The 22255-nt window shown below is 71.7% G+C and carries 20 protein-coding genes; 9 read left to right on the plus strand and 11 right to left on the minus strand.

Translation table 11 applies throughout. The features are described from left to right. Positions 1-7 precede the first annotated feature (7 nt). On the minus strand, positions 8-1351 hold the full coding sequence (locus MUE36_07825; GenBank protein MCU0310834.1) for an anaerobic sulfatase maturase: 1344 nt from the start codon (positions 1349-1351) through the stop codon (positions 8-10). A gap of 170 nt (positions 1352-1521) precedes the next feature. Here MUE36_07825 and MUE36_07830 point away from each other — a divergent pair, with 170 nt between their 5' ends. Beyond that, positions 1522-2442 (plus strand): SDR family NAD(P)-dependent oxidoreductase, encoded by a 921-nt coding sequence (locus MUE36_07830; GenBank protein MCU0310835.1) that lies wholly within the window; start codon positions 1522-1524, stop codon positions 2440-2442. Between the two features lie 62 nt (positions 2443-2504). On the opposite strand, the gene MUE36_07835 is transcribed toward MUE36_07830, so the two are convergent. Beyond that, complete coding sequence (locus tag MUE36_07835) at positions 2505-3197, minus strand: SHOCT domain-containing protein (protein MCU0310836.1); 693 nt, start codon at positions 3195-3197, stop codon at positions 2505-2507. 290 nt (positions 3198-3487) lie between these two features. On the opposite strand from MUE36_07835, the gene MUE36_07840 reads away from it, so the two are divergent. Continuing rightward, positions 3488-4390 (plus strand): enoyl-CoA hydratase, encoded by a 903-nt coding sequence (locus tag MUE36_07840; protein ID MCU0310837.1) that lies wholly within the window; start codon positions 3488-3490, stop codon positions 4388-4390. Positions 4391-4524: 134 nt separating this feature from the next. Here the strand turns inward: MUE36_07840 and MUE36_07845 are convergent, their stop codons facing one another. The 4 genes from MUE36_07845 to MUE36_07860 form a co-directional block, all read right to left on the minus strand. Next, entirely contained in the window at positions 4525-6147 is a 1623-nt protein-coding gene (locus MUE36_07845) for an AMP-binding protein (protein ID MCU0310838.1), read from the minus strand. A 97-nt stretch (positions 6148-6244) separates the two neighbouring features. Further along, positions 6245-7177 carry a hypothetical protein gene (locus MUE36_07850; GenBank protein ID MCU0310839.1) on the minus strand — a complete coding sequence of 311 codons (933 nt, stop codon included), beginning with the start codon at positions 7175-7177 and terminating at the stop codon, positions 6245-6247. A gap of 21 nt (positions 7178-7198) precedes the next feature. Then, positions 7199-7975, minus strand: a complete 777-nt coding sequence (locus MUE36_07855; GenBank protein ID MCU0310840.1) for an enoyl-CoA hydratase-related protein — start codon at positions 7973-7975, stop codon at positions 7199-7201. A 70-nt stretch (positions 7976-8045) separates the two neighbouring features. Next, complete coding sequence (locus tag MUE36_07860) at positions 8046-8846, minus strand: enoyl-CoA hydratase-related protein (protein ID MCU0310841.1); 801 nt, start codon at positions 8844-8846, stop codon at positions 8046-8048. A 118-nt stretch (positions 8847-8964) separates the two neighbouring features. On the opposite strand from MUE36_07860, the gene MUE36_07865 reads away from it, so the two are divergent. Genes MUE36_07865 through MUE36_07875 form a run of 3 tightly spaced genes read left to right on the plus strand, consistent with a single transcriptional unit; the run spans position 8965 to position 13131 of the window. Next, a complete protein-coding gene (locus MUE36_07865) occupies positions 8965-10245 on the plus strand; it encodes a MaoC family dehydratase N-terminal domain-containing protein (GenBank protein ID MCU0310842.1) in 1281 nt (426 codons plus the stop codon). Positions 10246-10252: 7 nt separating this feature from the next. Further along, the gene (locus tag MUE36_07870) at positions 10253-11575 is read left to right on the plus strand and encodes a phosphotransferase family protein (GenBank protein ID MCU0310843.1); all 1323 of its coding nucleotides are present in this window, start codon (positions 10253-10255) and stop codon (positions 11573-11575) included. Between the two features lie 8 nt (positions 11576-11583). Next, entirely contained in the window at positions 11584-13131 is a 1548-nt protein-coding gene (locus tag MUE36_07875; protein MCU0310844.1) for an AMP-binding protein, read from the plus strand. Positions 13132-13135: 4 nt separating this feature from the next. Here the strand turns inward: MUE36_07875 and MUE36_07880 are convergent, their stop codons facing one another. Genes MUE36_07880 through MUE36_07890 form a run of 3 tightly spaced genes read right to left on the minus strand, consistent with a single transcriptional unit; the run spans position 13136 to position 15848 of the window. Further along, complete coding sequence (locus tag MUE36_07880) at positions 13136-13612, minus strand: pyridoxamine 5'-phosphate oxidase family protein (protein MCU0310845.1); 477 nt, start codon at positions 13610-13612, stop codon at positions 13136-13138. Beyond that, on the minus strand, positions 13609-14880 hold the full coding sequence (locus MUE36_07885; GenBank protein ID MCU0310846.1) for an acyl-CoA dehydrogenase family protein: 1272 nt from the start codon (positions 14878-14880) through the stop codon (positions 13609-13611). The genes MUE36_07880 and MUE36_07885 overlap by 4 nt, the downstream gene beginning before the upstream one ends. Beyond that, positions 14877-15848, minus strand: a complete 972-nt coding sequence (locus MUE36_07890) for a hypothetical protein (GenBank protein MCU0310847.1) — start codon at positions 15846-15848, stop codon at positions 14877-14879. Before MUE36_07890 ends, MUE36_07885 begins: the two co-directional genes overlap by 4 nt. A gap of 211 nt (positions 15849-16059) precedes the next feature. Between MUE36_07890 and MUE36_07895 the strand changes: the two genes are divergently transcribed. The 3 genes from MUE36_07895 to MUE36_07905 all read left to right on the plus strand — a co-directional run bounded on the left by MUE36_07895 (position 16060) and on the right by MUE36_07905 (position 20070). Beyond that, on the plus strand, positions 16060-17253 hold the full coding sequence (locus tag MUE36_07895) for a cytochrome P450 (GenBank protein ID MCU0310848.1): 1194 nt from the start codon (positions 16060-16062) through the stop codon (positions 17251-17253). A gap of 78 nt (positions 17254-17331) precedes the next feature. Continuing rightward, positions 17332-18795: an aldehyde dehydrogenase family protein gene (locus MUE36_07900; protein ID MCU0310849.1), complete on the plus strand. Its 1464-nt coding sequence runs from the start codon at positions 17332-17334 to the stop codon at positions 18793-18795. A 51-nt stretch (positions 18796-18846) separates the two neighbouring features. Then, the gene (locus MUE36_07905; protein ID MCU0310850.1) at positions 18847-20070 is read left to right on the plus strand and encodes a CoA transferase; all 1224 of its coding nucleotides are present in this window, start codon (positions 18847-18849) and stop codon (positions 20068-20070) included. Positions 20071-20083: 13 nt separating this feature from the next. Here MUE36_07905 and MUE36_07910 read toward each other — a convergent pair whose 3' ends face one another. After that, the gene (locus MUE36_07910) at positions 20084-20827 is read right to left on the minus strand and encodes an SDR family oxidoreductase (protein ID MCU0310851.1); all 744 of its coding nucleotides are present in this window, start codon (positions 20825-20827) and stop codon (positions 20084-20086) included. Between the two features lie 105 nt (positions 20828-20932). Between MUE36_07910 and MUE36_07915 the strand changes: the two genes are divergently transcribed. After that, the gene (locus MUE36_07915) at positions 20933-21382 is read left to right on the plus strand and encodes a VOC family protein (GenBank protein ID MCU0310852.1); all 450 of its coding nucleotides are present in this window, start codon (positions 20933-20935) and stop codon (positions 21380-21382) included. A 6-nt stretch (positions 21383-21388) separates the two neighbouring features. Here the strand turns inward: MUE36_07915 and MUE36_07920 are convergent, their stop codons facing one another. Beyond that, positions 21389-22210: a coniferyl-alcohol dehydrogenase gene (locus MUE36_07920; GenBank protein ID MCU0310853.1), complete on the minus strand. Its 822-nt coding sequence runs from the start codon at positions 22208-22210 to the stop codon at positions 21389-21391. Between the last annotated feature and the right edge of the window lie 45 nt (positions 22211-22255).

A 22255-nucleotide genomic window follows, 5' to 3' on the forward strand; every position in this document is an offset into this window, starting at 1 on the left:
CAGCGGGTCAGCGCTGGTGGCAGAGCTTCGCCTTGCGACCGCTGCCGCACGGGCAGGGGTCGTTGCGCCCCGCGGAACGGAGGATCCCCACGATCTCGTCGGCGTGGCGACCCTCGCGCAGCAGGTCGGCCATGATCCGCATGGGGCCGTCGACGTGGTTGAAGAAATGGCGGTATCCGGCGCAGAGGTAGTTCAACCCGTCCTCGCCGTCGGGCGTGCGGGTGAACCGGTTCTTCGGGCACTCGCCGTGACAGGCGAAGCGGACCTCGCACTCGCGGCAGTAGGCGGGGAGGGTGTCGGCCTTGGCCCGGCCGAAGGCCCGCTGCTTCGGGGAGCTCACCAACTCGACCATCGTCGTCGTCGTGATGTTCCCGAGGAGGTGTTCGGGCTCGACGAAGTGGTCACAGGAGTAGAGGTCGCCGTTGTGCTCGAGGGCCAGGGCGTCACCGCAGGTCTCGCGGAAGATGCACATCGACGAGGGGAGATCGAGCCACGCCGCCAGCGCGGCGTCGAACATCTGGACGAAGACGGTGCCCACGTCGCGCACGACCCACTCGTCGAAGACGGCGACGAGGAACGCCCCCCACTTCTCGGGGTCGACGGACCGTTCGGTGACGGTGTCGCCCTCCTGGAAGCCGGTGTCGTTGTCGCGCTCGACGATGGGGATGAGCTGGAGGTGCTGGACGCCGAGGACGTCGCGCACGTAGCGGTACACCTCGACCGGGTGGTCCTGGTTGGCGGCGTTCACCGTGCACAGCACGTTCACGTCCACCCCGTGGGCCTTCAGCAGCTCGAGGCCCCGCAGCACCTTCGCCGACGTCGGCGCGCCCCGCTTGTCCACCCGATACACGTCGTGCAGCTCCGGCGGGCCGTCGATGCTCAGCCCGACCAGGAACCTGTGCTCGGCGAGCAGTTCGCACCACTCGTCGGTGAGCAGCGTCCCGTTGGTCTGGATGGTGTGCTCGACCTGCTGGGTGGGGCGCCGGTGCTGCTCGACCAGCGCCACCGCCCTCCGGAAGAAGTCGACCCCCATGAGGGTGGGCTCGCCGCCCTGCCACGCCACCGACACGATGCCGTCGGGCTGGCCGTCGAGGAGCTGGCGCACATAGGTGTCGAGCAGCTCGTCGGACATTCGGAACCGGTCGCCGGGGTAGAGCGCCTCCTTCGAGAGGAAGAAGCAGTACTCGCAGTCGAGATTGCAGATCGGGCCGGTGGGCTTGGCGAGGACGTGGAACGACCGTCGTGCTGTCGGGGCGGTCGGTGCCGCCGGCGACGACGGCTCGGGCGATGTCGGTCCCGCAGGGTCGACGGCGGCGCGGGTGCGCCCCAGCGCCACCGGGGTCTCGCTCATCGGAGGCCACCCCGACGCGGGCGGCGCGGCAGGGGCATCACGTCCACCCCGTGATCATGACAGGGCGGCGAACGCCGGCCGGGATCACCCGCACCGGCGCCACGGGCCATGATGCAGGGACGGGTCGTCCCACGACGGGCGCCCATCGAGTCGAACGGGGAGGGCATGTCGTGAGAGACGTCGCCGGGAAGGTCGCGGTCGTGACGGGGGCGGGGCAGGGCATCGGCCGCGCCCTGGTCGAGAAGTTCACCGCCGAGGGGATGAAGGCGGTGATCGCCGACGTGGTGCCGGAGCTGGTCGAGACCACGACGGCCGAGCTCCGCGACGCCGGCCGTGACGTGCTCGGGGTCGTGACCGACGTGACGTCGCTCGAGTCGGTGGAGGCCCTGCGGGACGCGACCCTCGCCGAGTACGGCGCGGTGCACCTCGTGTGCAACAACGCCGGCATCGGCAGCGGATCCGAAGGCCACCTCTGGGAGCACCACGTGAACGACTGGCGCTGGTCGCTCGACGTGAACGTGATGGGTGTCGTGAACGGCATCAACGCCTTCGTCCCGACGCTGCTCGCGCAGGGCACCGAGGGCCACGTGGTGAACACGACCTCGGGGAACGGGGGCTTCACCCCGCTCGTCAACAGCGCCGTCTACGCCACCACGAAGGCGGCGGTCGTCACCATCACCGAGTGCCTCTGGGGTCAGCTGCGCGAGATCGACGTCCCGGTGAGCGCGTCGCTGCTGTACCCGTCGACGCGCACGCCCGGGGTGCTCGACACCGGGATCTGGCGGCCCGGGGCGAACCGTCCGGAGCAGTACGACCGCCCGGGGGCCCCGCCCCGGGAGGGTCGCGACGCCCTCGCCGTGTTCAAGGAGCGGATGGACGCCGTCGGGATGCCCGTCGAGTTCGCGCCGTTGTCGGAGGTGGCCGACATCTGCTTCGAGGGCATCCTGGCCGACACCTTCTGGATCACCGCCCCGAGCGAACCCCAGCAGGAGAAGATCCGCCTCCGCGCCGAGTCCCAGATCGCGATGACACCCCCCACCTACCTGCTCGAGGCCAACCTGATGACCACCTCGGGCTCCGACGACGACTGACGACGACGACCGACGACGGCAACCGGATCGGTGACCCGCGCGGCCACCGGGAGCGCGGGGCCTCAGCCCCGGGCATCGAGGATCCGCTGCTTCTCGGTCTCGAACTCGGAGTCGCTGAGCACGCCCGACGCCCGCAGGTCGCCGAGCTGGCGGAGCTGTTCCAGGCGGTCCGCGGCGGGACGGGCGGCGGACGCCGGAGCCGCGGGGGCGGGCACCACCCGGTAGGCGAAGTACCCGGGGTCGCCCTGCGCCCAGGCCACCTCGACGGCGTCACCGACGCGGGGGAGGCGCACCCGGGACACGGTCACGTCACGACGGACCTCGTAGGGAGGGCCGTCCACGGGGTGGACCTCGATGGTGATCGCCAGGCGGGGATCGTTCTGGAGGGTGACGTGGCCGTCTTCGATGCCGACGACCGTCCCGGTGCCGCGGACGCCCGTGCACACCAGTTCGTGGGTGTGCATGGCCGGCCCGAACCAGCCGGCGGCGGCGACCCGTTCGGCGAGCTCGGGAACCTCGTCGGTGGCTCGCGACGTCCAGGTCCGCAACCCTTTCTTGTCGAGCCCGTCACGAGGTGCCTGACCGTGGACCGACAGGGTCAGCAGCTCGACGTGGCGCCGGCCGTCGGCCACCAGCGTCTCGACCTCGGCCCGCTCGTCCGGGCCACCGCACAGGCCGGCGTCCACGGCGCCCTGCAGCACCTCCAGCATCGGCGCCACCTGGGCGCCGATGGCATTGGCGGCACGGGCCTTCATCCCCGACACGTCCCGCCCGCACCCGCAGAAGCAGCTCATGACGCTCGGCCTCCGCCGGCGCGTCGGGCGGCGACGACGGGCGTCGCGTCGTTTCGAGCAGGACCATCGGTCACGGGAGCCTCCCAGGTCGACGGGTCGGCGGGTCCGACCGGTCACGACTCCTGACCGCCGGACCCTCGAACTCTTACGCGGAATCGATCGGCGCGCACCCGGCAGGTACTCTGACACTCACGTCACCTATCCGTCGCGGGCGGGCGGCCCGCTGCCTGGCCACGCTCCCAGGGGGAACCATGTCCGACTACACCTTCATCACCTACGCCACCCAGGACGAGGGGCGGGTGGCGCGGATCATGCTCAACCGCCCCGAGGCCCGCAACGCCCAGAACCGGGGGATGCTCGTCGAGCTCGACGACGCCTTCCGCCGGGCCGAGATCGACGACCAGGTCCGGGTGGTGATCCTCGGCGGCGAGGGGAAGCTGTTCTCCTCCGGCCACGACATGGGCTCGGAGGTCTCCCGTGACGAGTGGGTGAACCACCCGTCGTTCAAGGGCGACGGCGGCACCCGGAAGGGCACCGAGGCCAGGATGCTCGGGGAGTGGCACTACTACTTCCAGAACACCCTGCGCTGGCGGAACCTCCGCAAGATCACCATCGCCGAGGTGCACGGGAAGGTCTACGGGGCCGGGCTCATGCTCATGTGGGCCTGCGACCTGATCGTCGGCGCCGACAACGTGACCTTCGCCGACGTCGTGGGGACCCGGCTCGGCATGTGCGGGCTCGAGTACTTCGCCCACCCGTGGGAGTTCGGCCCCCGCAAGACGAAGGAGCTCCTCCTCACCGGCGACAGCCTCGACATCGACGAGGCCCACCGCCTGGGCATGGTCTCCAAGGTGTTCCCTCGCGACGAGCTGCACGCCCGGACCGACGAGATGGCCGCCCGCATCGCCGAGCTGCCCAGCATGACGGCGCTGATGATCAAGGAGTCCGTCAACCAGACGGTCGACAACCAGGGCTTCCACAACGCCCTCAACGCCTGCTTCACGCTCCACCAGCTCAACCACGCCCACTGGGCCGAGGTGCACGAGGACCGCTACCCGGCGGCCAAGCCCGAGGACGGCGTGCACGACTGGAAGAGCGCTCCGCCGGTGGTGCCCGCCGAGAAGACGACCGTGCGAGCCGCCGCTCCCGTCTGAGCCCCGCCTCTCCCCGGAACCCCTCCCCGAACTCCTCCCCCGAACCACTCCTTTCCCGAACTGTTGAGTTCCCAGCTCGCCCAGCCGAGCCCCGCGCGCAACAGTTCGCCGAGGGGGTGGGCGGAGAGGCCTGCTCAGGCGAGGCGGGCTGCGCCGTCTCGCAGCGCGGTCTTTCGGATCTTGCCCATCGGGGTGCGGTCGAACCCGGCGACGAAGGTGATCGACTCGGGCACCTTGTAGCGCGCCAGGTTCGCCCGACAGTGCGCCAGCAAGGCAGCCTCGTCGACGGTGGCCCCCGGGGCGCGCTCCACGAACGCCACGACCCGCTCCCCGAGGCGGTCGTCCGGCTCACCGATCACCGCACAGGCGGCCACCCCCGCCGCGTCGTGGAGCACCCGCTCGACCTCGGCCGGGTACACGTTGGCGCCACCCCGGATCACCAGGTCGTTCCGGCGGTCCTTGATGAAGAGGTTGCCCTCTTCGTCGAGCACACCGATGTCGCCGGTGTGCAGGAGGCCGCCGCGCAGCGCCGTGGCGGTCTCCTCGGGCCGGTTCCAGTAGCCGAGCATCGGGCGGTAGGTGTCGGCGAAGTCGCCGTCGTCGGACGGCCCCACGCACACCTCGCCGACCTCGCCGGCGGCGAGCTCGATGCCGTCGTCGCCGAGGATGTGGATCCGGATCTGGGGCAACGCCCGACCGCACGTGCCGGGGACCGGCGGGAGGTTCACGTCCTCGCCGGTCACACTCGTCGGTGCCTCGGTGAGCCCGTAGCCGGTGCCGACCCGGCGGCCGAAGCGCTCCTCGTAGAGCCGACGGAAGGCGTCGGGCATGTCGGCGCCCCCCACCCCGATGGCCTCGATGCTCTCCAGCATCTCGTCGGTGACCTCGGGGTGGGTCAACAGGTCGTGGACCATGGCCGGCACCGCCGCGAAGGTGGTGACCCGCTCGTCGCGGATCCACTCGGCCATGCCGACGGCGTCGATGCGGTCCATCGCCACGACCGCCGCTCCGGACTGGTAGGCGGCGAGGGGGCCGAGGATCATCAGGTTCAGGATGGTGAGGGGCAGAGGCACCCCCATCACCGGAGTCGCGGGCTGCTGCGCGGACGGGACCGGCGCCCGCCGGGCCGACACCCGACCGGGCAGCAGGAGGTTGTGCTGGGTGTGGACCGCGCCCTTCGGGAAGCCGGTGGTCCCGCTGGTGTAGGCGATCGCTGCGGGGGCGAACGGGTCGACCGGGACGAGCGGCCCGGGGTCGTCGTCGACGAGCAGGCCCGACCACTCGTCGTCACCGTCGGGGTCGACGCGCACGATCCGCCCGAGGTCGGGGAGCTCCCCCAGGCACGAGCCCACCTCACGGGCCGTGACGGCGTCGCCGAGGAAGACCGAGACCTGGGCGTCGCGGAGCATGTAGGCCTTCTCGGGGGCGGCCAGCGGTCGGTTCAGGCCCACCCACACCGCTCCCAACCGCATGGCCGCCAGGAAGGCGACGACGATGGTGTCGTCGTTCGGGAGCGACACCGCGATGCGGTCGCCCGCTCCGAGGCCGAGGCCCCGCAGCGCCGTCGCCGCCCGACGGACGGCTTGGTCGAGCCCCTGTGCGGTGTGGCGACCGTGCCGTCCGACGAGGAGCACCCGGTCGGGGTCGGCGGCGAGAGGAGCGTCGAGGAGCTCGGCGACGGTCGCCGGCCCGGGAACGGGCCGCGGCGGGCGGGACATCGGGACGAGGCCGTGTCGGGCGAGGTCGAGCGCGGTCACCGTCGTCGGCCCGACAGGTCCGCAACAGCACGCAACCGGACGTCCATCGCCTCCCCCGATCCCCAGGGCGAGAGGGTACCGAGACCCGGCGCAGCCATCAGGCCCGTCGCCGGTTCGACCAGGCCATGATCGGCCAGGGCTCCTGGTCGTCGCCCCACGCGGGCACGCCGTTGATCGTCCACTCGCAGAGGCTCGCCCACACGACGCCGTGGACGCCGGGGACCGGCATGGCGATGCGGCTCACCGATCGGCCCTCGGCGAGCAGCCGGCGACCCTCGTCGTCGCGAGCCTCGACCACGACCCTCGTCACGTGACCGCGATCGTGGTCGCGCTCGACCCGGCGCGCCCCGGCCACGAGCTCGGCCCTCCTGCCGTCGAGCACCACGAACCCCGACGCCCGCACGGTGTCACCGACGAACAGGAAGCTCTCCCCCGAGTCCGCGGCAGCGGACGTGTACCCGAAGCCCCCGCCGTGCTTCCAACGCTCGGAGCGCACCGCCCAGGTGCGGTCACGGATGGCCAGGCAGTCGACGAACGACGGCTCCCCGTGCAGCACCAGGGTGCCGGTGACCCGCCCGAACTGGTCGAAGTGGTGGGGACGGCGACCGTCGTCGTCGTCGATGGCGCTCACCCACGGCGGCATGGTCGCGGCGAACTCGAGGTCGAGGTGCACCATCTCGTCGTTGGCGTAGCGGATCCGGTAGCGCGACAGCGGTTCGAGCATCTCGACGGAGATGCCGGTCGGGAAGGTGAACGCCCGGAGGTCCCGCTGCTCGGGTAGCCGCAGGCTGGAGTAGTTCGAGAAGTACGGCACCTCCCAGTGCACCGAGGTGCGGTCGTCCCAGATCGAGAGCCCGCCGCCGCAGGTCCCGATGTTCGGACGGATCCAGTTGTAGATCCAGGACCCGATCCGCTTCTCCGGCACGAAGAACCAGAACCAGCAGGTCTCGTGCGACCACCACTCGCCGGGCACGGGTTCGTGGAAGTCGTCGTCGGCGACGCCGAGGAGCGCCTGGTCCCCCTCAGCCACGGGGCGGCTCCTCCCCGGGCGTCATCGCCACCTCCACTCGGGATCGCGCTTGGCGAAGAAGGCCTCACGGGCCTCGGCGGAGTCCTCGAAGCGCACGAGGCGGTCGGTCCAGGTCTGTTCGACGCGGTAGGCCTCCTTGAGGGGGAGGCCCTCGACCTGGTTCATCGACGCCTTGGCCATCCGCATGGCGATCGGGCTCTTCGCGGCGAGGGTGGCGGCGAGGGCCCGCGCCGTGGGCAACAGCTCGTCGGCCGGCACCACAGCGCGAACCGCACCGATGCGGTGGAGGTCGGCCGCCGGGACCAGCTCCCCGGTGAAGAACATCTCCCGCGCCTTGTGCCGCCCCACGAGCGAGGAGACGTGGGCGCTGGCCCCGAGGAGTCCGACGTTGATCTCGGTCGTGCCGAAGGTGGCCGTGTCGCTCGCCACGATGATGTCGCAGCACGCCGCGAAGGCCAGGCCGGCCCCGATCGCCGGACCGTTGACCGCGGCGATCACGGGGACAGCGCAGTCGGTGATCGCCCACATGGCGTCGCGGGCCGGGCGACCGGGGTCGATCATCTCTCCCGGCGGCACGTCCTCGTCGCGCTCGCCGACCGTGGACAGGTCGACACCGGCGATGAAGGCGCGTGTGCCGGCGGAGGTGAAGATCGCCACCCGCACCGAGCGGTCTGCCTCGAAGGCGGAGAAGATCCGGCGGAGCTCGTCCATCGACGCCCGGTCGATGGCGTTCACAGGGGGCCGGTCGAAGGTGACGACGGCGACCCCGTCGTCGACGACGACCTCGAGGTTGCTCATCGCGGGAGTGTAGGAAGCATGGGGACGGCGCTGCCCGCCATGAAAATGAGCCAGCGAATCATCTGCGGCGTCATCGACCCGTGAAGTCGGGCGGACGCTTCTCGACGAAGGCCCTCATGCCCTCCTTGAAGTCGTCCGAGCGGACCGTGAGCTCGATCGCCGCCGCCTCGTCCTCGAGGGCGTCGGCCAGGTCGCCGTCGAGGTGGCGGTGCAGCAGACCCTTGGTGGCGCCCAGGGAGAAGGTGGGGCGACGGGCGAGCTCGGCGGCGAGCGCCAGCGCCCGCTCGCCCACCTCGTCGTCGGGCACCACCTCGGTGACCAGACCCCAGTCGACGGCGGTCGCCGCGTCCACCACCTCGGCGGTGTAGAGCATCCGCTTCGCCCTGCTCAGGCCGATCATCCTCGGCAGGAGCCAGGACCCCCCGCTGTCCACGTTGAAGCCCCGGTCCGAGAAGGGTTCGGCGAAGCTCGCCGACTCGGCGGCCACGGTCGTGTCGCCCGTGAGCGCCACGTGCAACCCCAGCCCCGAGGTACGCCCCGTGAGCTCGACCACGATGGGCAGGCGGCACTCCCAGAGCCGCTTCACGAGCAGATGAGGCCCGGTCACGAGACCCCGGGTGATGTGCCCCACCGAGGGACGCCCGCCGTCGCCTCCGCCGCCGCCGATGTCGGCCCCCGTGCAGAAGTGGCGGCCGGCGCCGCGGAGCACGACGGCGCGCACCTCCCCCGGGTCGGCCTCGAGGCCGTCGAGGACGTCGAGCAGGGCCGTGATCGTCGGTGCGTCGAGGGCGTTGCCGCGCTCGGGGCGGTTCAGCGTGAGCACCAACACAGCGCCCTCGCGCTCGTGCAGCAGCGACGTCGTCTCCGACACTCCGGTCCTCCCCTCCCGCCGCCCTGTCCGCGGCCCTCTCCCCCGGCCCTCGGACCCTAATGGCGATACCCTCGCCCCTGCCGCGCCTGTGTGGGGCGACGACAGCAGGGGGATGACGATGACCGACCTGGAGCAGGAGTTCGAGAAGGCCGTCTCCTACGAGCTGGCCGACGAGGACATCGAGCGGGCCCGTCTGCTCATCGGCATCGAGACCACGAACCGCCGCCGCGAGCACATCTCGGTGGCCACCCCCGACGCCATCCGCAACTGGGCCCTCGGGATGGGTGACGACAACCCTCTCCACGTCGACGAGGACTACGGCCCCACCACCCGCTGGGGTGCGCAGATCGCCTCGCCCACGTTCATCGGTCACATCAAGACGCCCCTGCTCGGCGACCCCGTGCCCAAGGACGTCGCCGCGGCCACGAAGGGCCTCTTCCGGGGCATCCACGTCTTCGTGTCGGGCGGCACGTGGGACTTCTACCGCCAGGTGTACCCGGGCGATCGGCTCTACAGCTTCAGCGGCCTCGAGTCCGTCGAGGCCAAGGACTCCGAGTTCGCCGGACGGTCCGTGGTGCAGGTGAGCCGCCAGGCGATCTTCAACCAGCGCGTCGAGGTGGTGGGCGTCTACCGGGTGCTCACCATCCTCACGGCGCGCAAGGAGTCGCGGGACCGCGGGAAGTACCTCGACATCGAACCGGCCAGCTACACCGACGACGACATCGAGGAGATCGACCGGATCTACGCCCAGGAGGAGATCCGGGGAGCCGAGCCACGCTGGTGGGAGGACGTCGAGGTCGGCGAGGAGCTGCGCCCCATGGTCAAGGGGCCCCTGACGGTCACCGAGATCATCGCCTTCCACGCCGGAGGGTACGGGTTCGTGCCCTACGGGCTGCGGTCGTCGCGGGTGGGCTACAAGAACCGCACCCGCATCCGGCCCTTCTACATCAAGAACGAGATGGGCGTCCCCGACGTGGCGCAGCGCCTCCACTGGGATTCGGCGTGGGCGCAGGCCATCGGCAACCCCATGGCCTACGACTACGGGGTCATGCGCCAGAGCTGGTTCCAGCACCACGTCACCGACTGGATGGGCGACGACGGGTGCCTCGTGCGCCTCGAGGACTCGATTCGCAAGTTCAACTACCAGGGCGACACCCAGTTCCTGACCGCCACGGTGACCGCCAAGCGCGTAGAGGAGCACGCCTCGCTGGTCGACATCGACCTGCGCATGGTCAACCAGCGGGGGGTCGAGACCGCCAACGGCACGGCGACGGTGGCCCTCCCCTCACGAGCGACGGGGCTGCCCCGCTTCCCGACGGTGCCCGCCGACCTCGCCCAGAAGACCGTCCAGATCCACGCCCGCCACGTCGAGCTCACCAACGCCGCCCGTCGGGGCTGAGCCGGCGGTGGACGACGACCTGCGCCGCTGGGTGGAGGACGCGCTTGACCGCCCGGTGACCAGCGCCGACCGGTGGCTGACCGGAGGGTCGCGGGAGCTGTGGTTCGCCGAGCTCGGTGGCTCGGGCGGGACGACGTCGGTGGTGGTGCGATCCGGCTCCGGCGGCGCCCTCTCCGGCACGGAGTTCGACCTCACCCGCGAGGCCACCGCCTACCGGGCCCTCGGTGACACCCCCGTGCCGGTTCCGCGGCTCCTGGCCGCCGCGCCTGACGGCGGGGCGCTCGTGCTCGAACGCCTGCCGGGGACCTCGGGGCTCGGACCCGGCCACGTCGACGACGGTGACGCCCTCCTCGCCCACTTCATGGCAGCCATCGGGGCCCTCCACGCCCTCGACCCGGACGGTCTGCACCTGCCCGGCTTCGCACGGCCCGACGACGCCACCGAGGCGGCCCTCGTGGAGGTCCGCACGTGGGGCGCGCTGGCCGGGGAGCACGGGCGGTTCGACCCGATCCTCGCCTACGCCCTGGCGTGGCTGGCCCACCATCCCCCCGGCCCCGACCGAGCGACCTGCCTGGTCCAGGGCGACACCGGCCCGGGCAACTTCGTGCACGACGGCTCCGCGGTCACCGGCCTCGTCGACTGGGAGCTGTGTCACCTCGGCGACCCCATGGACGACGTGGCCTGGATCGACATGCGCGCCCCGAGCTCGGGACCGTTCGCCGACGTCGGCCGACGCGACCGGCTCTACGAAGCGGCGTCGGGGATCGCCATCGACCCCGCCGCGGTCCGCTACCACGCGGTGATGGTCCAGCTGCGCTGCGCCGTGATCACCGCCCTCGCCGCGACGCACGGAAGCGCACTCGGACGGGCGGCCTACATGGCGCCGCACCATCGCTTCCGGCGTCAGCTCGCCGCCGACCTCGCCGATGCGTCGGGCCACCCGATCACCACGCTCCCCACACCCGAGCCGGAGCCGTCGCCACTGCACGACGGTGCGGTCGAGGCGTTGCGCGACGAGGTGATGCCTGCGCTCGCCCGCCCCCACGAGCGGCTCCGGGCCCGCGAGGCCGTCCTCGTGCTCGAGCACGAACGGGCCCGCGGCCAGCTCGGCCCGACGATCGACGCCGCCTGGGCCGACGACGCACGCGCCACGCTCGGACGTATGCCCCGCGACGACGAGCTGGTCGCCCTCGCCGTCGACGCGGGGCGGCACGGCGACCCCGACGTCCTCGACCTGCTGGCCCGCCGGGCCCAGCGCGACCTGTGGCTGTGGGACACCCCCTCGGCCGGCGGACCGACCGTGGTGCGACCACCGGCCCGGGCGCGATGACGGTGCCGATGGGGTTCTGGTCGGTGGCTCGCGCCCACCCGGACCGGGCGGCGGTCGTCGCCGGCGGGGTGACCACCACGGCCGGCGAGCTGGCGGAGGCCGCCGAGTCGGTGGCCCGGGGTCTGTGGGCCCTCGGTCTCCGTCGCGGGGACACCCTGGCGATCGTCGTGCCCAACGGCGTCACCTTCTTCTGTGCCCACCTGGCGGCGATGCGCGCCGGGTTGTACCTGGTGCCGATCAACACCCACCTCGCCGGGCCCGAGATCGCCGTCATCGTCGGCGACTGCGACGCCGGGGCGCTGGTGGTGGGCGCGGACCTGGCCGCATCGTGCGCGGCCGGCGCCGACGCCGCCGGCATCCCTCTCCGGCACCGCTTCGCCGACCCCGCGGCCGAGGGCTACCGCCCGCTCGCCGAGCTCGTGGCGCTCGGCGCCGGCGCGCCCCCGCTCCCCGACGGCATCGCCGCGGGCACGACGATGATGTACACCTCGGGCACCACAGGGCGCCCGAAGGGCGTGCGTCGACCCCTCCCGACCGGCGAGGCCGACGACGTCTACGGATCGGCGGCCGCCGTCTACTGCCAGGGGTTCGGCATGACCCCCGGTCCCGGCGTCCACCTCGTGTGCGGCCCGCTGTACCACGCGGGCCCGTCGGCGTCGGCCACGGCCGCGCTGCACGCCGGGCACACCGTCGTCGTCATGGACCGCTGGGAACCGGAGGCGTGCCTCGACGCCGTCGACCGCTTCGGGGTCACGAGCACCCAGATGGTGCCGACGATGTTCCACCGGCTCCTGGCCCTCCCGCCGGAGGTGAAGGATCGCTACTCGCTGGCGACCCTCGAGAGCGTGATGCACACCGGTGCGCCGTGCCCGACGCCGGTGAAGGCCCGGCTGATGGAGTGGCTGGGCCCGGTCGTCTACGAGACCTACGGCGGTACGGAGTCCGTCGCCACCATCGCCACCCCGCGGCGCTGGCTGCAGAAGCCCGGGACCGTGGGACGGGCCATCCACGGCATCACGCTGCACATCCTCGACGACGACGGCAACGAGCTCCCCGCCGGGGAGGTCGGCCAGATCTGGGTCGAGAACGCCAACGCCCCCGCCGCGGAGTACTACAAGGACCCCGACAAGACCAGCACGATGCGTCGCGGCGGCTGGGTCACGCTCGGCGACGTCGGGTACGTCGACGACGACGGCTTCCTCTTCCTCCGTGACCGGGCGGTCGACATGATCATCTCGGGGGGCGTGAACATCTACCCGGCCGAGGTCGAGAGCGCGCTGCTGCAGAGCCCGCTCGTGGGCGATGCCGCCGTCATCGGCGTCCCCGACGACGAGTGGGGCGAGGCCGTGCTCGCCATCGTGGAGCCCGCTCCCGGCGTCGCTCCCGACGACGGCACCGCCGCAGCGATCCTGGCGGACTGCTCCACCCGCCTGGCCCGGTTCAAGCTGCCACGACGCATCGACTTCGTGACCACGCTCCCCCGGCTGCCCAGCGGGAAGCTCCAGAAGAGGGTCCTGCGCGCCCCGTACTGGGAGGGCGTCGACCGCTCGATCTGATCGGCTACGACAAGCCGAGGCGGCGGTTGTCCCAGGTGAGGATCTTCCCGGTGACGGTGATCTCGATGATCGCCCCGGCCGCCGGGTCGTAGGCCGCCCGCGTGGCCTCGGGCATCGCCCTGGTGGGGGTGCGGTAGGCGTCGTACTTGCGCCGGGTCTCGGCCCGGATGGCCTCGAGCAGGTCGGGCGCGACGGTGTCGAGGACCCGGCCGGTGCAGGCCATGTGGACCGCTTCGAGCTCGGCCCACCGCTCGCCGGCCTCGACCAGGAACGAGCACCGGGGGTCGTGGCGCACCCTCGCGACCTTCTTCCCCCGGGTCGTGACGTAGATCCGCCGGTCGACGACGGCGAACCAGATCGGCAGCGCGATCGGGGAGCCGTCGCGGCGGAGGGTCGTGAGGATCCCGGTGTGGGCGTCGGCGACGAACGCCCACGCCTCCTCCTCGCTCAACCGGATGCTGCGGCGTGTCGGTTCGCTCACCGTGGCCCTCTCTCGTGCGAACCGGGGACCTCCCGGAACGGGACCCCACGGTCCACCGCCGGCTCACGGGGTAGACCGAGCGTGCGCTCGCCGATCACGTTGCGCTGGATCTCGTCGGTGCCACCGCCGAGGCTGGCGCCGAACGTGGCCAGAGCCACCTCGTGGAAGGCCCCCGCCCCGGGCGCGTCGGCACCGTCGAGCATCCCGTCGGGGCCCATGAACGAGAACGCCAGGTCCCGCGATCGGCGGGCGATCTCCGACATGGCCAGCTTGCCGATGGACGCCTCCGGACCGGGCGAGCCGGATCGGGAGGATGCCCGGGCCCGGACGCCGTTGTAGCGGTTGACCTCCGTCATCGACCGGAACCGGGCGAGGTGCTGGCGGACGACCGGGTCGTGGGCGAGCTCCCGTTCGGCGACGAGGGACCGCAGTCCCCCGTTGCTCACCACGAAGCCCTGCACCGGTCGACGAGTGGTCCGGGCGGCCTCCTCCAGGACCGCCCCGACGGTGCGGTCGAGCTGGCCCGCTCGCGACCCGGGGAAGGCCCCGACCGCCCGGGGGGCGCCGGCGGAGACCCCCTGGCGCTCGAAGGCCAACGTGGTCTGGGCCACCGACCAGCCCGCACCGGGCGGGCCGATCATCCGGTCGGCGGGCACCCGGACGTCGGTGAGGAAGACCTCGCAGAACTCGGTGGCCCCGTTCATCTGGCGCAGCGGCCGGACCTCGACGCCCGCCTGGAGCATGTCGACCACGAAGTAGCTGATGCCCTCGTGCTTCGCCACCCCGGGGTCGGTGCGGGCCAGCAGGAGTCCCCGCTCGGAGAGGTGGGCCCCCGAGTTCCAGACCTTCTGGCCGTTCACCACCCACTCATCCCCGTCGGGCACCGCAGAGGTCGACAACCCGGCCAGGTCGGAGCCGGCGCCGGGCTCGGAGAAGAGCTGGCACCACGACTCGGTGCCCGCGGCGAGGGCAGGAAGGAGGTCACGGCGCTGCGGGTCGGTGCCGTGGGCGACGACGGTCGGGCCGCCCATGGTCTGGCCGACACCGGTGGGCGCGCCCAGCACACCGGCCGCCGCGATCTCGGAGGCCACCCGTCGCGCCCCCGACGACGAGAGCCCTCGTCCGCCCAGCCCCACCGGCCAGGTGGGCATCGCCCAGCCCGCCTCGGCGAGCCGTCGCCACCATTCGCGGACCGTCAGGTCGAGGGACCAGTGGTCGCTGATCCAGCCCCGTAGCTCGTCGACGTCGGCCCCGGCTCGCTCGCTCACGGGACGAAGGCCGGTAGCTCGATCGTCCCCTCACCGTCGACGAGCCCGGTGGTGTACGCGTCGAGCCAGACGGTCATCGCCGCCACCGCTCTCGCTCCGACCCGGGCCGCGTCCTCGTCGGCCTCGACGACGCCCTTGGCCATGGTGAGCGCCGAGGCCTGGACCGTCTCGAGGAACGACGAGCTCACCTCGAGGAGCTGGTCGTAGGACGACTGGGGGAAGCCCTGGACCGAGAGCCCCGTGCTCCACACGGAACGGCCACGGGGGACGGCGGCGTCCTGGATCGGTTGCAGCTCGGCGGCCAGCTCGGACCAGCCGGGACCTCCGTCGGCGAGGGCCCGTGCCACCGACTCGAGGGCGGTCAGCGCCGGGAGACGGGGGGTGGCGTACCAGCAGTGCAACAGGCCGGTACAGGAGATCCGGAATCGATCAGGGGTGTCGAGGCCTACGGGGGGAGCCTCGAGGATCTCGAGGTTGTAGCCGGCGTTGTAGCCGAAGGAATCGGTGAGACCCGGCCGGGGGGCGCCCTCCGGATCGTCGCTCGGGGTGTCGAACAGGCTCGAGCGGGCGAAGGCCAGGACCGTCGCCGTGTCGGCGCGGGAAGCGTCCAGCGCCTGCTGGGCGATGCCCATCGACGCTCGGAAGCTCTCGAGGGTCGGGGCCTGGGAGAAGCTCACGAGCAGGGCGTCGGGCTGGGCCTCGGCGATCTCGCCGCGGAGCCATCGGCCCCCGAAGTAGCCCGACAGGAGGAGCAGCCAGCGGGCGGTGGCGTCGTCGATCTCACCGGCGCCGGAGAAGAGGTCGTGGAAGACCCGGAGCGGCACCTCGCCGAAGAGGAACCGCTCCATCTCGGGAGGCGCCCCGTCGAGGGCGACCGTGTACTCGGCGGCGAGGCGGTCGAGGGTGCCACCGTCGGCCGTGAGGACCGAGGTGGGGAACTCCGGGTGGGTGACGAGCTCGACGAACACGACGAAGGACCCCCTGGTTCCGGCGCGTCGCCGAACCCTAGCTGACGTCGTCGTCAGATCGTCGGGACGCGACGGCGGCGCTCAGCGGCTCGGCCGTGGCGCCCCGGGCTCCGGTGACGGGACGGGGTTTCGCGGTGGCGGCGATCCCCGCTGACTGACGCGCCCGTTAGATCTACGATAGACAGACATCTACGTCGCCCAGGGAGACCCGATGACCGACACCGAGCACGCCCCGCCGCCCGGACCGGAGATCGATCCGCACATGCTGGCCCACCCCCAGGAGGGCTACGCGCTGCTGCGCACGGTGGCGCCGGTGGTCCCCATGCCGAACTCCGGGATCGGCTCGAGCGCCGAGATGATGCTCGTCGCCGGGGAGGCCGAGGTCCGCGAGGTCCTCAAGCACCCCGAGATCTACTCCTCGGGCATCGACGCGGTGCACATCGGCCAGATCCGCCCGCTCATCCCGCTCCAGATCGACCCCCCCGACCACAAGAACTTCCGCAAGGTCCTCGATCCCCTCTTCGCACCGAAGCAGGTCGCCGCGCTCGAAGAGAACACCAGGGCCCTCACCCGCCAGCTCGTCGCCGGCGTGGCCGACAAGGGCGGCTGCAACTTCCACGAGGCGATCGCCGAGCCGCTGCCCACGACCGTGTTCCTGCAACTCCTCGGCCTGCCGGTGTCCAGGCGCAAGGAGTTCATCGAGCTGAAGGACGGCATCATCCGGCCCCCGGCACGGACCCCCGAAGAACGTCTGGAGATGGTCAACGCCACTGGCGCCGAGATCTACGCCGTGCTCGAGGAGGTGCTCGTCGAGCGCGAGCGCGAGCCCCAGGACGACTTCATGTCGGGGTTCCTCACCGCCGAGGTGGACGGCCACACGCTCACCCACGACGAGATCCTCGACATCTGCTACCTCTTCTTCCTCGCCGGCCTCGACACGGTCACGGCGTCGCTCGACTGCTTCGTCGCCTACCTCGCTCAGCACCCCGAGCAACGGCGGCGCATCGTCGAGGACCCCGAGCTCATCCCCCCGGCCATCGAGGAGATGCTGCGCTGGGAGAGCCCGGTGTCCGGTGTGGTGCGCATCACCACCGAGGACACCGAGCTGGGCGGATGCCCCATCGCCGCCGGCACCACCGTGAGCGTGATGCTCGGCTCGGCCAACACCGACGGCGCGGCGTGGGACGCCGCCGACACCATCGACTTCGAACGACCGGCCAACAAGCACCTCGCCTTCGGCGGGGGCGCCCACCGGTGCCTGGGGTCGCACCTGGCCCGGATGGAGTTGCGGGTGGCGCTCGAGGAATGGCACGCCGCGGTGCCCGACTACGCCATCGCCCCGGGCACCGAGCTGCTGTACAGCCAGGGTCTGCGGTCGGTCGACAACCTGGAGCTGATCTGGTGAACCCCGGCACCGACCGGTGCCGGCACGACGACATCGAGACGGGCCCGTGACGCGGGTCCCGAGACAGGGGGAGTGAACATGGGCGAAGCCCGTCTGCTCATCGGGGGCAAGCTGGTCGACGCGTCGAGCGGCGAGACGTTCGACAACATCAACCCGGCCACCGAGGAGGTGCTGGGGGTGGTCGCCGACGGCACCGCCGCCGACATGGAGGCCGCCGTGGCCGCGGCGCGCACCGCGTTCGACACCACCGACTGGTCGACGAACCACGAGCTGCGCCGGCGCTGCCTCCTGCAGTTGCAGGCCGCCATCGAGTCCGAGCAGGAGGAGCTGCGCGCCGAGCTCGTGTCCGAGGTCGGCTGCCCCGTGCTGCTCACCTACGGCCCCCAGCTCGACGCCCCGCTGCGCGAGGCGCTGCTGTGGCCGGCCGAGATGATCGACCAGTTCGAGTGGCGACGCTCCCTCGGCCCGAAGGACGCCTTCGGGATGGGCTCCATGACCGAGCGGGAGGTGTGGAAGGAGCCGATCGGGGTGGTCGGGGTGGTCGTTCCGTGGAACTTCCCGATCGAGATCATCCTCAACAAGCTCGGGCCGGTGCTGGCCATGGGCAACACCTGCGTGCTCAAGCCCGCGCCCGACACCCCCTGGAACGCCACCCGCCTCGGCCGGCTCATCGCCGAGAAGACCGACATCCCGCCGGGCGTGGTCAACATCGTCGTGGGTCGCGACCACCTGATCGGCGAGGTGCTCTCCACCTCCCCCGACGTCGACATGATCGCCTTCACGGGCTCCACCGCCACGGGCCGGCGCATCATGGCCGCCGCCTCGGCCACGCTGAAGCCGGTGTTCCTCGAGCTCGGCGGCAAGTCGGTCAACCTCGTGCTCGACGACGCCGACCTCACCACGGCGCTGGCCAGCGCCAGCGGAGCGTGCTTCCACGCCGGCCAGGGGTGCGCCATCCCCACCCGGTTGATGGTCCCCCGGTCCATGTACGACGAGGCCGTCGACATCGTGGCCACCGGCTTCGGCAACGTCACCTACGGCGACCCCACCGACCCCGGCAACCTGCAGGGACCGCAGGTCTCCAAGCGCCAGCAGGACCGCGTGCTCGACTACATCGAGAAGGGCAAGGCCCAGGGCGCCCGCCTGGTGACCGGCGGTGGCGTGCCCAGCCAGTTCGACAAGGGGTACTTCGTCGAGCCGACGCTCTTCGCCGACGTCGACAACTCCATGACCATCGCCCAGGAGGAGATCTTCGGGCCGGTGCTCGTCATGATCCCCTACGAGGGCGACGACGACGCCGTGCGGATCGCCAACGAGAGCCAGTACGGGCTGTCCGGCGCCATCACGTCGGGCGACCTCGACCGGGCCAAGGCCGTCGCCCGGCGAATCCGCACCGGCACGCTCAGCCTGAACGGCGGGGTGTGGTACGGCGCCGACGCCCCGTTCGGCGGCTACAAGCAGTCCGGCATCGGCCGCCAGTGCGGCATCGAGGGCCTCGAGATCTTCACCGAGACCAAGACCGTCGGCTGGCCGGCGGGCTGACACCGGCCCTCGACCCGCTCGATCCGACAACCACGACGGAGGACCACGACCATGGCCGGACCCCTCGACGGCATCCGCGTCATCGAGCTCTCGAGCTGGATGTTCATCCCCTCGGCGGGCGCCGTGCTCGTCGACTGGGGGGCCGAGGTCATCAAGGTCGAGCCGCCCGAGACCGGCGACCCACAGCGGGGCCTCATCACCTCGGGCCTCGTGCCGGGCGGCCCCGGGGGCGTGAACTTCATGATGGAGCAGCCCAACCACGGCAAGCAGTCGGTGGCCATCGACCTCACCCGTGAGGACGGTCGAGAAGCGTTCCTGAAGCTGATCGAGACGGCCGACGTCCTGCTCACGAACTACATGCCCAAGGTGCGGCGCAAGCTCCGCCTCGACACCGAGGACATCCGGGCCCGCAACCCCGACATCATCATCGCCCGCGGCACCGGACAGGGCCCGAAGGGTCCCGACGCCGAGAAGGGCGGCTACGACGGCGCTTCGTTCTGGGCCCGTGGCGGGGTGGCGTCGATCATGCCGGAGAACGCCGAAGGGTGGCCGGCGAACCAACCCGGCCCGGCGTTCGGCGACGTGATGGGCGGGCTCTCCACGGCCGGCGGCATCGCCGCGGCGCTCTTCAAGCGGGCCAACACCGGCGAGACGAGCATCGTCGACGTGTCGCTGCTCAACACCGCCATGTGGCAGATCTCGCCGCTCGTGGTGGCCTCCAAGCTCTTCGGCTTCTCGAAGCTCCCGTCAGGGGGCGACCGCAAGCAGTCGCCCAACCCCGGGGTGGGGGCCTACCGGACCGGCGACGGGCGCTACATCAGCCTGATCCTGTTGCAGAGCGACAAGTTCTGGGCCGACTTCGTGCGTCGCCTCGGCAAGCCGGAGATGGCCACCGACCCCCGCTTCGTCGACGCCGCGGCACGGGCCCAGAACAGCGCGGAGTGCATCACGCTGCTCGACGAGGCCTTCGGGTCCCAGCCGCTCTCGTACTGGAAGGAGGCCCTCGCCGACTTCGACGGCGTGTGGACCCCGTTCCAGACGCTCGACGAGCTCTACGAGGACCCGCAGGTGATCGCCAACGGGTACCTGCCCGCCATGACGGCGGGCAACGGCCAGGAGGTCCACCTCGTGGCCAGCCCGGCCCAGTTCGACGAGGTGGCGGTCGAGGTGACCCGGTGCCCCGAGCACGGCGAGCACACCGAGACTGCGCTGCTGGCCGTGGGGCTCGAGTGGGACGAGATCAGCGCCCTGAAGGCGTCCGGCGCCATCCTCTGACCACCGATCGGTGTCAACGGGGTCCGGGAGGGTTGTGACGGAACGAGTCGATGGGGCTCTGCAACGACAGCCCGCCGTCCACGTCGAGCACCTGCCCGGTCACCCAGCCGAGACCGTGGACGGCGAGGATCGCCTCGGCCACGTCCTCGGGGGTCCCAAGGCGCCCGAGCGCGGTGCGATCGACGACGCCGCCCAGCCACTCCCCCGTCCTGGGGGCGCGACCCAGCATCGGGGTGTCGGTCACCCCGGGGGCGACGGCGTTGACCCTGACAGCCGGGGCCCACTCGGTGGCCGCCACCCGAACCACCATGTCGAGCGCGGCCTTGGACGCGCAGTAGAGCCCCATCGACCGGTCGACGAGGCGGGAGCTCACACTCGAGGTCACGACCACCGAGCCGCCCTCGTTCGCCCGCATCGGAGCGACGAGGGCCCGCATGGCGAGCCACACCCCCTTGGCGTTCACTCCGATCACCCGGTCCCACTCATCGGGACCGATGTCGGCGAGCAGTCCGCTGTGGCCGATGCCGGCGGTGACGGTGACCGTCACCGGAGCGCCCAGCCTCGCCAGGGTCTCCGCCGCGGCCGCAGCCACCTGGTCGGGGTCGGCGATGTCGCAGTCGATGTCGCCGGCGCCGTCGAGGTCCCAGGTGAGCACCTCCAGGCCAGCCCCACGCTGTCGACGTGCGACCTCGGCACCGATGCCCGACCCGCCGCCGACCACCACCGCCGGACCCTTCCCTGCACCCTGCGCCGTCATCGCTCCCCCTCGTGGGCCCGCCCCCCGGGCGGGACCGGCCCGACGACTCTACGACGCCCCCGTCCGCCGACCCGGAGGTCGCGCGCCACCGACCGAGGAGGGTGAATGCCGCTCATCCACCACACCGCCATCTGTACCCGTGACGTCGACGAGAGCCTGCGCTTCTGGCGGGACGGGCTCGGGTTCGACCTGCTCATGGACGAGCACTTCGACGGCGACTGGCCGACCCTGCTGCACGCGCCGTCGACGTCGCTGCGATCGGTCTTCCTGGGACGGCCCGGCCACGACGCCGGGATCGTGGAGCTGGTGGATCTCGGGCTCGTCGGCCCACCCGGTTCGGCGGTGGATCCCCCGACCCACGGCTTCCTGCTGGTCTCGCTCATGGCCGACGTCGACGACGCGCTCGGGCGCCTGGCCGCACTCGGACTGGGCGGCACGCCGCGTCGCACCACGACCCGAGGAGTGGAGATGGCGGTCGTGACCGACCCCGACGGGGTGCTGGTCGAGCTGATCGGGGTCGAGGCGATCGGCAACCTCGGCGCCGGCGAGGGCTGAGGGCGCTCAGTCGGCCGGCGGCACCAGGATCGAGGGGTCGATCCCACCCGTGTAGATGCCGCCGGAGAACCCGCCGTCGGTCATCAGGGTCGTGGCCGTGACGTAGCTCGAGCGGCGGCTGTTCAACATGATCAGCGGCCACGCCTGCTCCTCCGGTGTGGAGTTGCGGCCCACCGGCTTGGGGAACGTGGCGAAGAAGTCCTCGCCCATGCTCTCGACGAACGACGGCATCATCGGGGTGTCGGTCGGCCCGGGCATGATCCCGTTCACGCGGATGCCCTCGGGCGCGAGTTGGAAGCCCCGGTGGGCCACGTAGGCGTTGATGGCCTCCTTCGAGAAGCCGTAGCCGTTGTCCCCGATGAGCTCGGCGTTGTCCTCGCACCAGGCCCGACCGGCGTCGAACCCCTCGGTGGTGAGCAGCCCGAACAGGTTGGCCATGCTCATGATCCAGCCCATCCCGGCCGCCGAGCTGATGAACCCGACGCTCGAGCCGCGTGGCATGTGGGGCAACAGCGCCTCGGTCAGGTGTCGGTGCCCGACGAAGTTGACCACCATGATCTTCTGGCTCGGGGCGGTCGTGGGAAGACCGGCGCAGTTGAAGAGCGAGTCGACCGGCCCGCCGATCTCGGCGACCGTCGCCTCGATCGCCGCCGGGTCGGCCAGGTCGCAGCGGTGGAAGGCCGCGACGGGGGCCGAGCCCTCGTTCACGTCGAGAGCGTGCACCTCGGCGCCGAGCCCGGTGAGGGCGGTCGCGCACGCGGCGCCCATCCCCGACGCAGCGCCGGTGACCACCACCCGGGTGCCGTCGTACTGGAGGGAATCGTCCACGGAAGCGCTCCGATCGGGGAGAGGAAAGTGACGCCGATGTTAGTC

It is taken from the genome of Acidimicrobiales bacterium, from assembly GCA_025455885.1.
Taxonomy (GTDB): Bacteria; Actinomycetota; Acidimicrobiia; order Acidimicrobiales; family Acidimicrobilacustridaceae; genus Rhabdothermincola_A.

Excerpts from the sequence above, each read along its gene's own strand:
- MUE36_07825 (MCU0310834.1), bottom strand. The coding sequence starts at position 1,351 with ATGAGCGAGACCCCGGTGGCGCTGGGGCGCACCCGCGCCGCCGTCGAC.
- MUE36_07835 (MCU0310836.1), bottom strand. The coding sequence starts at position 3,197 with ATGAAGGCCCGTGCCGCCAATGCCATCGGCGCCCAGGTGGCGCCGATG.
- MUE36_07840 (MCU0310837.1), top strand. The coding sequence starts at position 3,488 with ATGTCCGACTACACCTTCATCACCTACGCCACCCAGGACGAGGGGCGG.
- MUE36_07855 (MCU0310840.1), bottom strand. The coding sequence starts at position 7,975 with ATGAGCAACCTCGAGGTCGTCGTCGACGACGGGGTCGCCGTCGTCACC.
- MUE36_07865 (MCU0310842.1), top strand. The coding sequence starts at position 8,965 with ATGACCGACCTGGAGCAGGAGTTCGAGAAGGCCGTCTCCTACGAGCTG.
- MUE36_07875 (MCU0310844.1), top strand. The coding sequence starts at position 11,584 with ATGGGGTTCTGGTCGGTGGCTCGCGCCCACCCGGACCGGGCGGCGGTC.
- MUE36_07895 (MCU0310848.1), top strand. The coding sequence starts at position 16,060 with ATGACCGACACCGAGCACGCCCCGCCGCCCGGACCGGAGATCGATCCG.
- MUE36_07900 (MCU0310849.1), top strand. The coding sequence starts at position 17,332 with ATGGGCGAAGCCCGTCTGCTCATCGGGGGCAAGCTGGTCGACGCGTCG.
- MUE36_07905 (MCU0310850.1), top strand. The coding sequence starts at position 18,847 with ATGGCCGGACCCCTCGACGGCATCCGCGTCATCGAGCTCTCGAGCTGG.
- MUE36_07910 (MCU0310851.1), bottom strand. The coding sequence starts at position 20,827 with ATGACGGCGCAGGGTGCAGGGAAGGGTCCGGCGGTGGTGGTCGGCGGC.
- MUE36_07915 (MCU0310852.1), top strand. The coding sequence starts at position 20,933 with ATGCCGCTCATCCACCACACCGCCATCTGTACCCGTGACGTCGACGAG.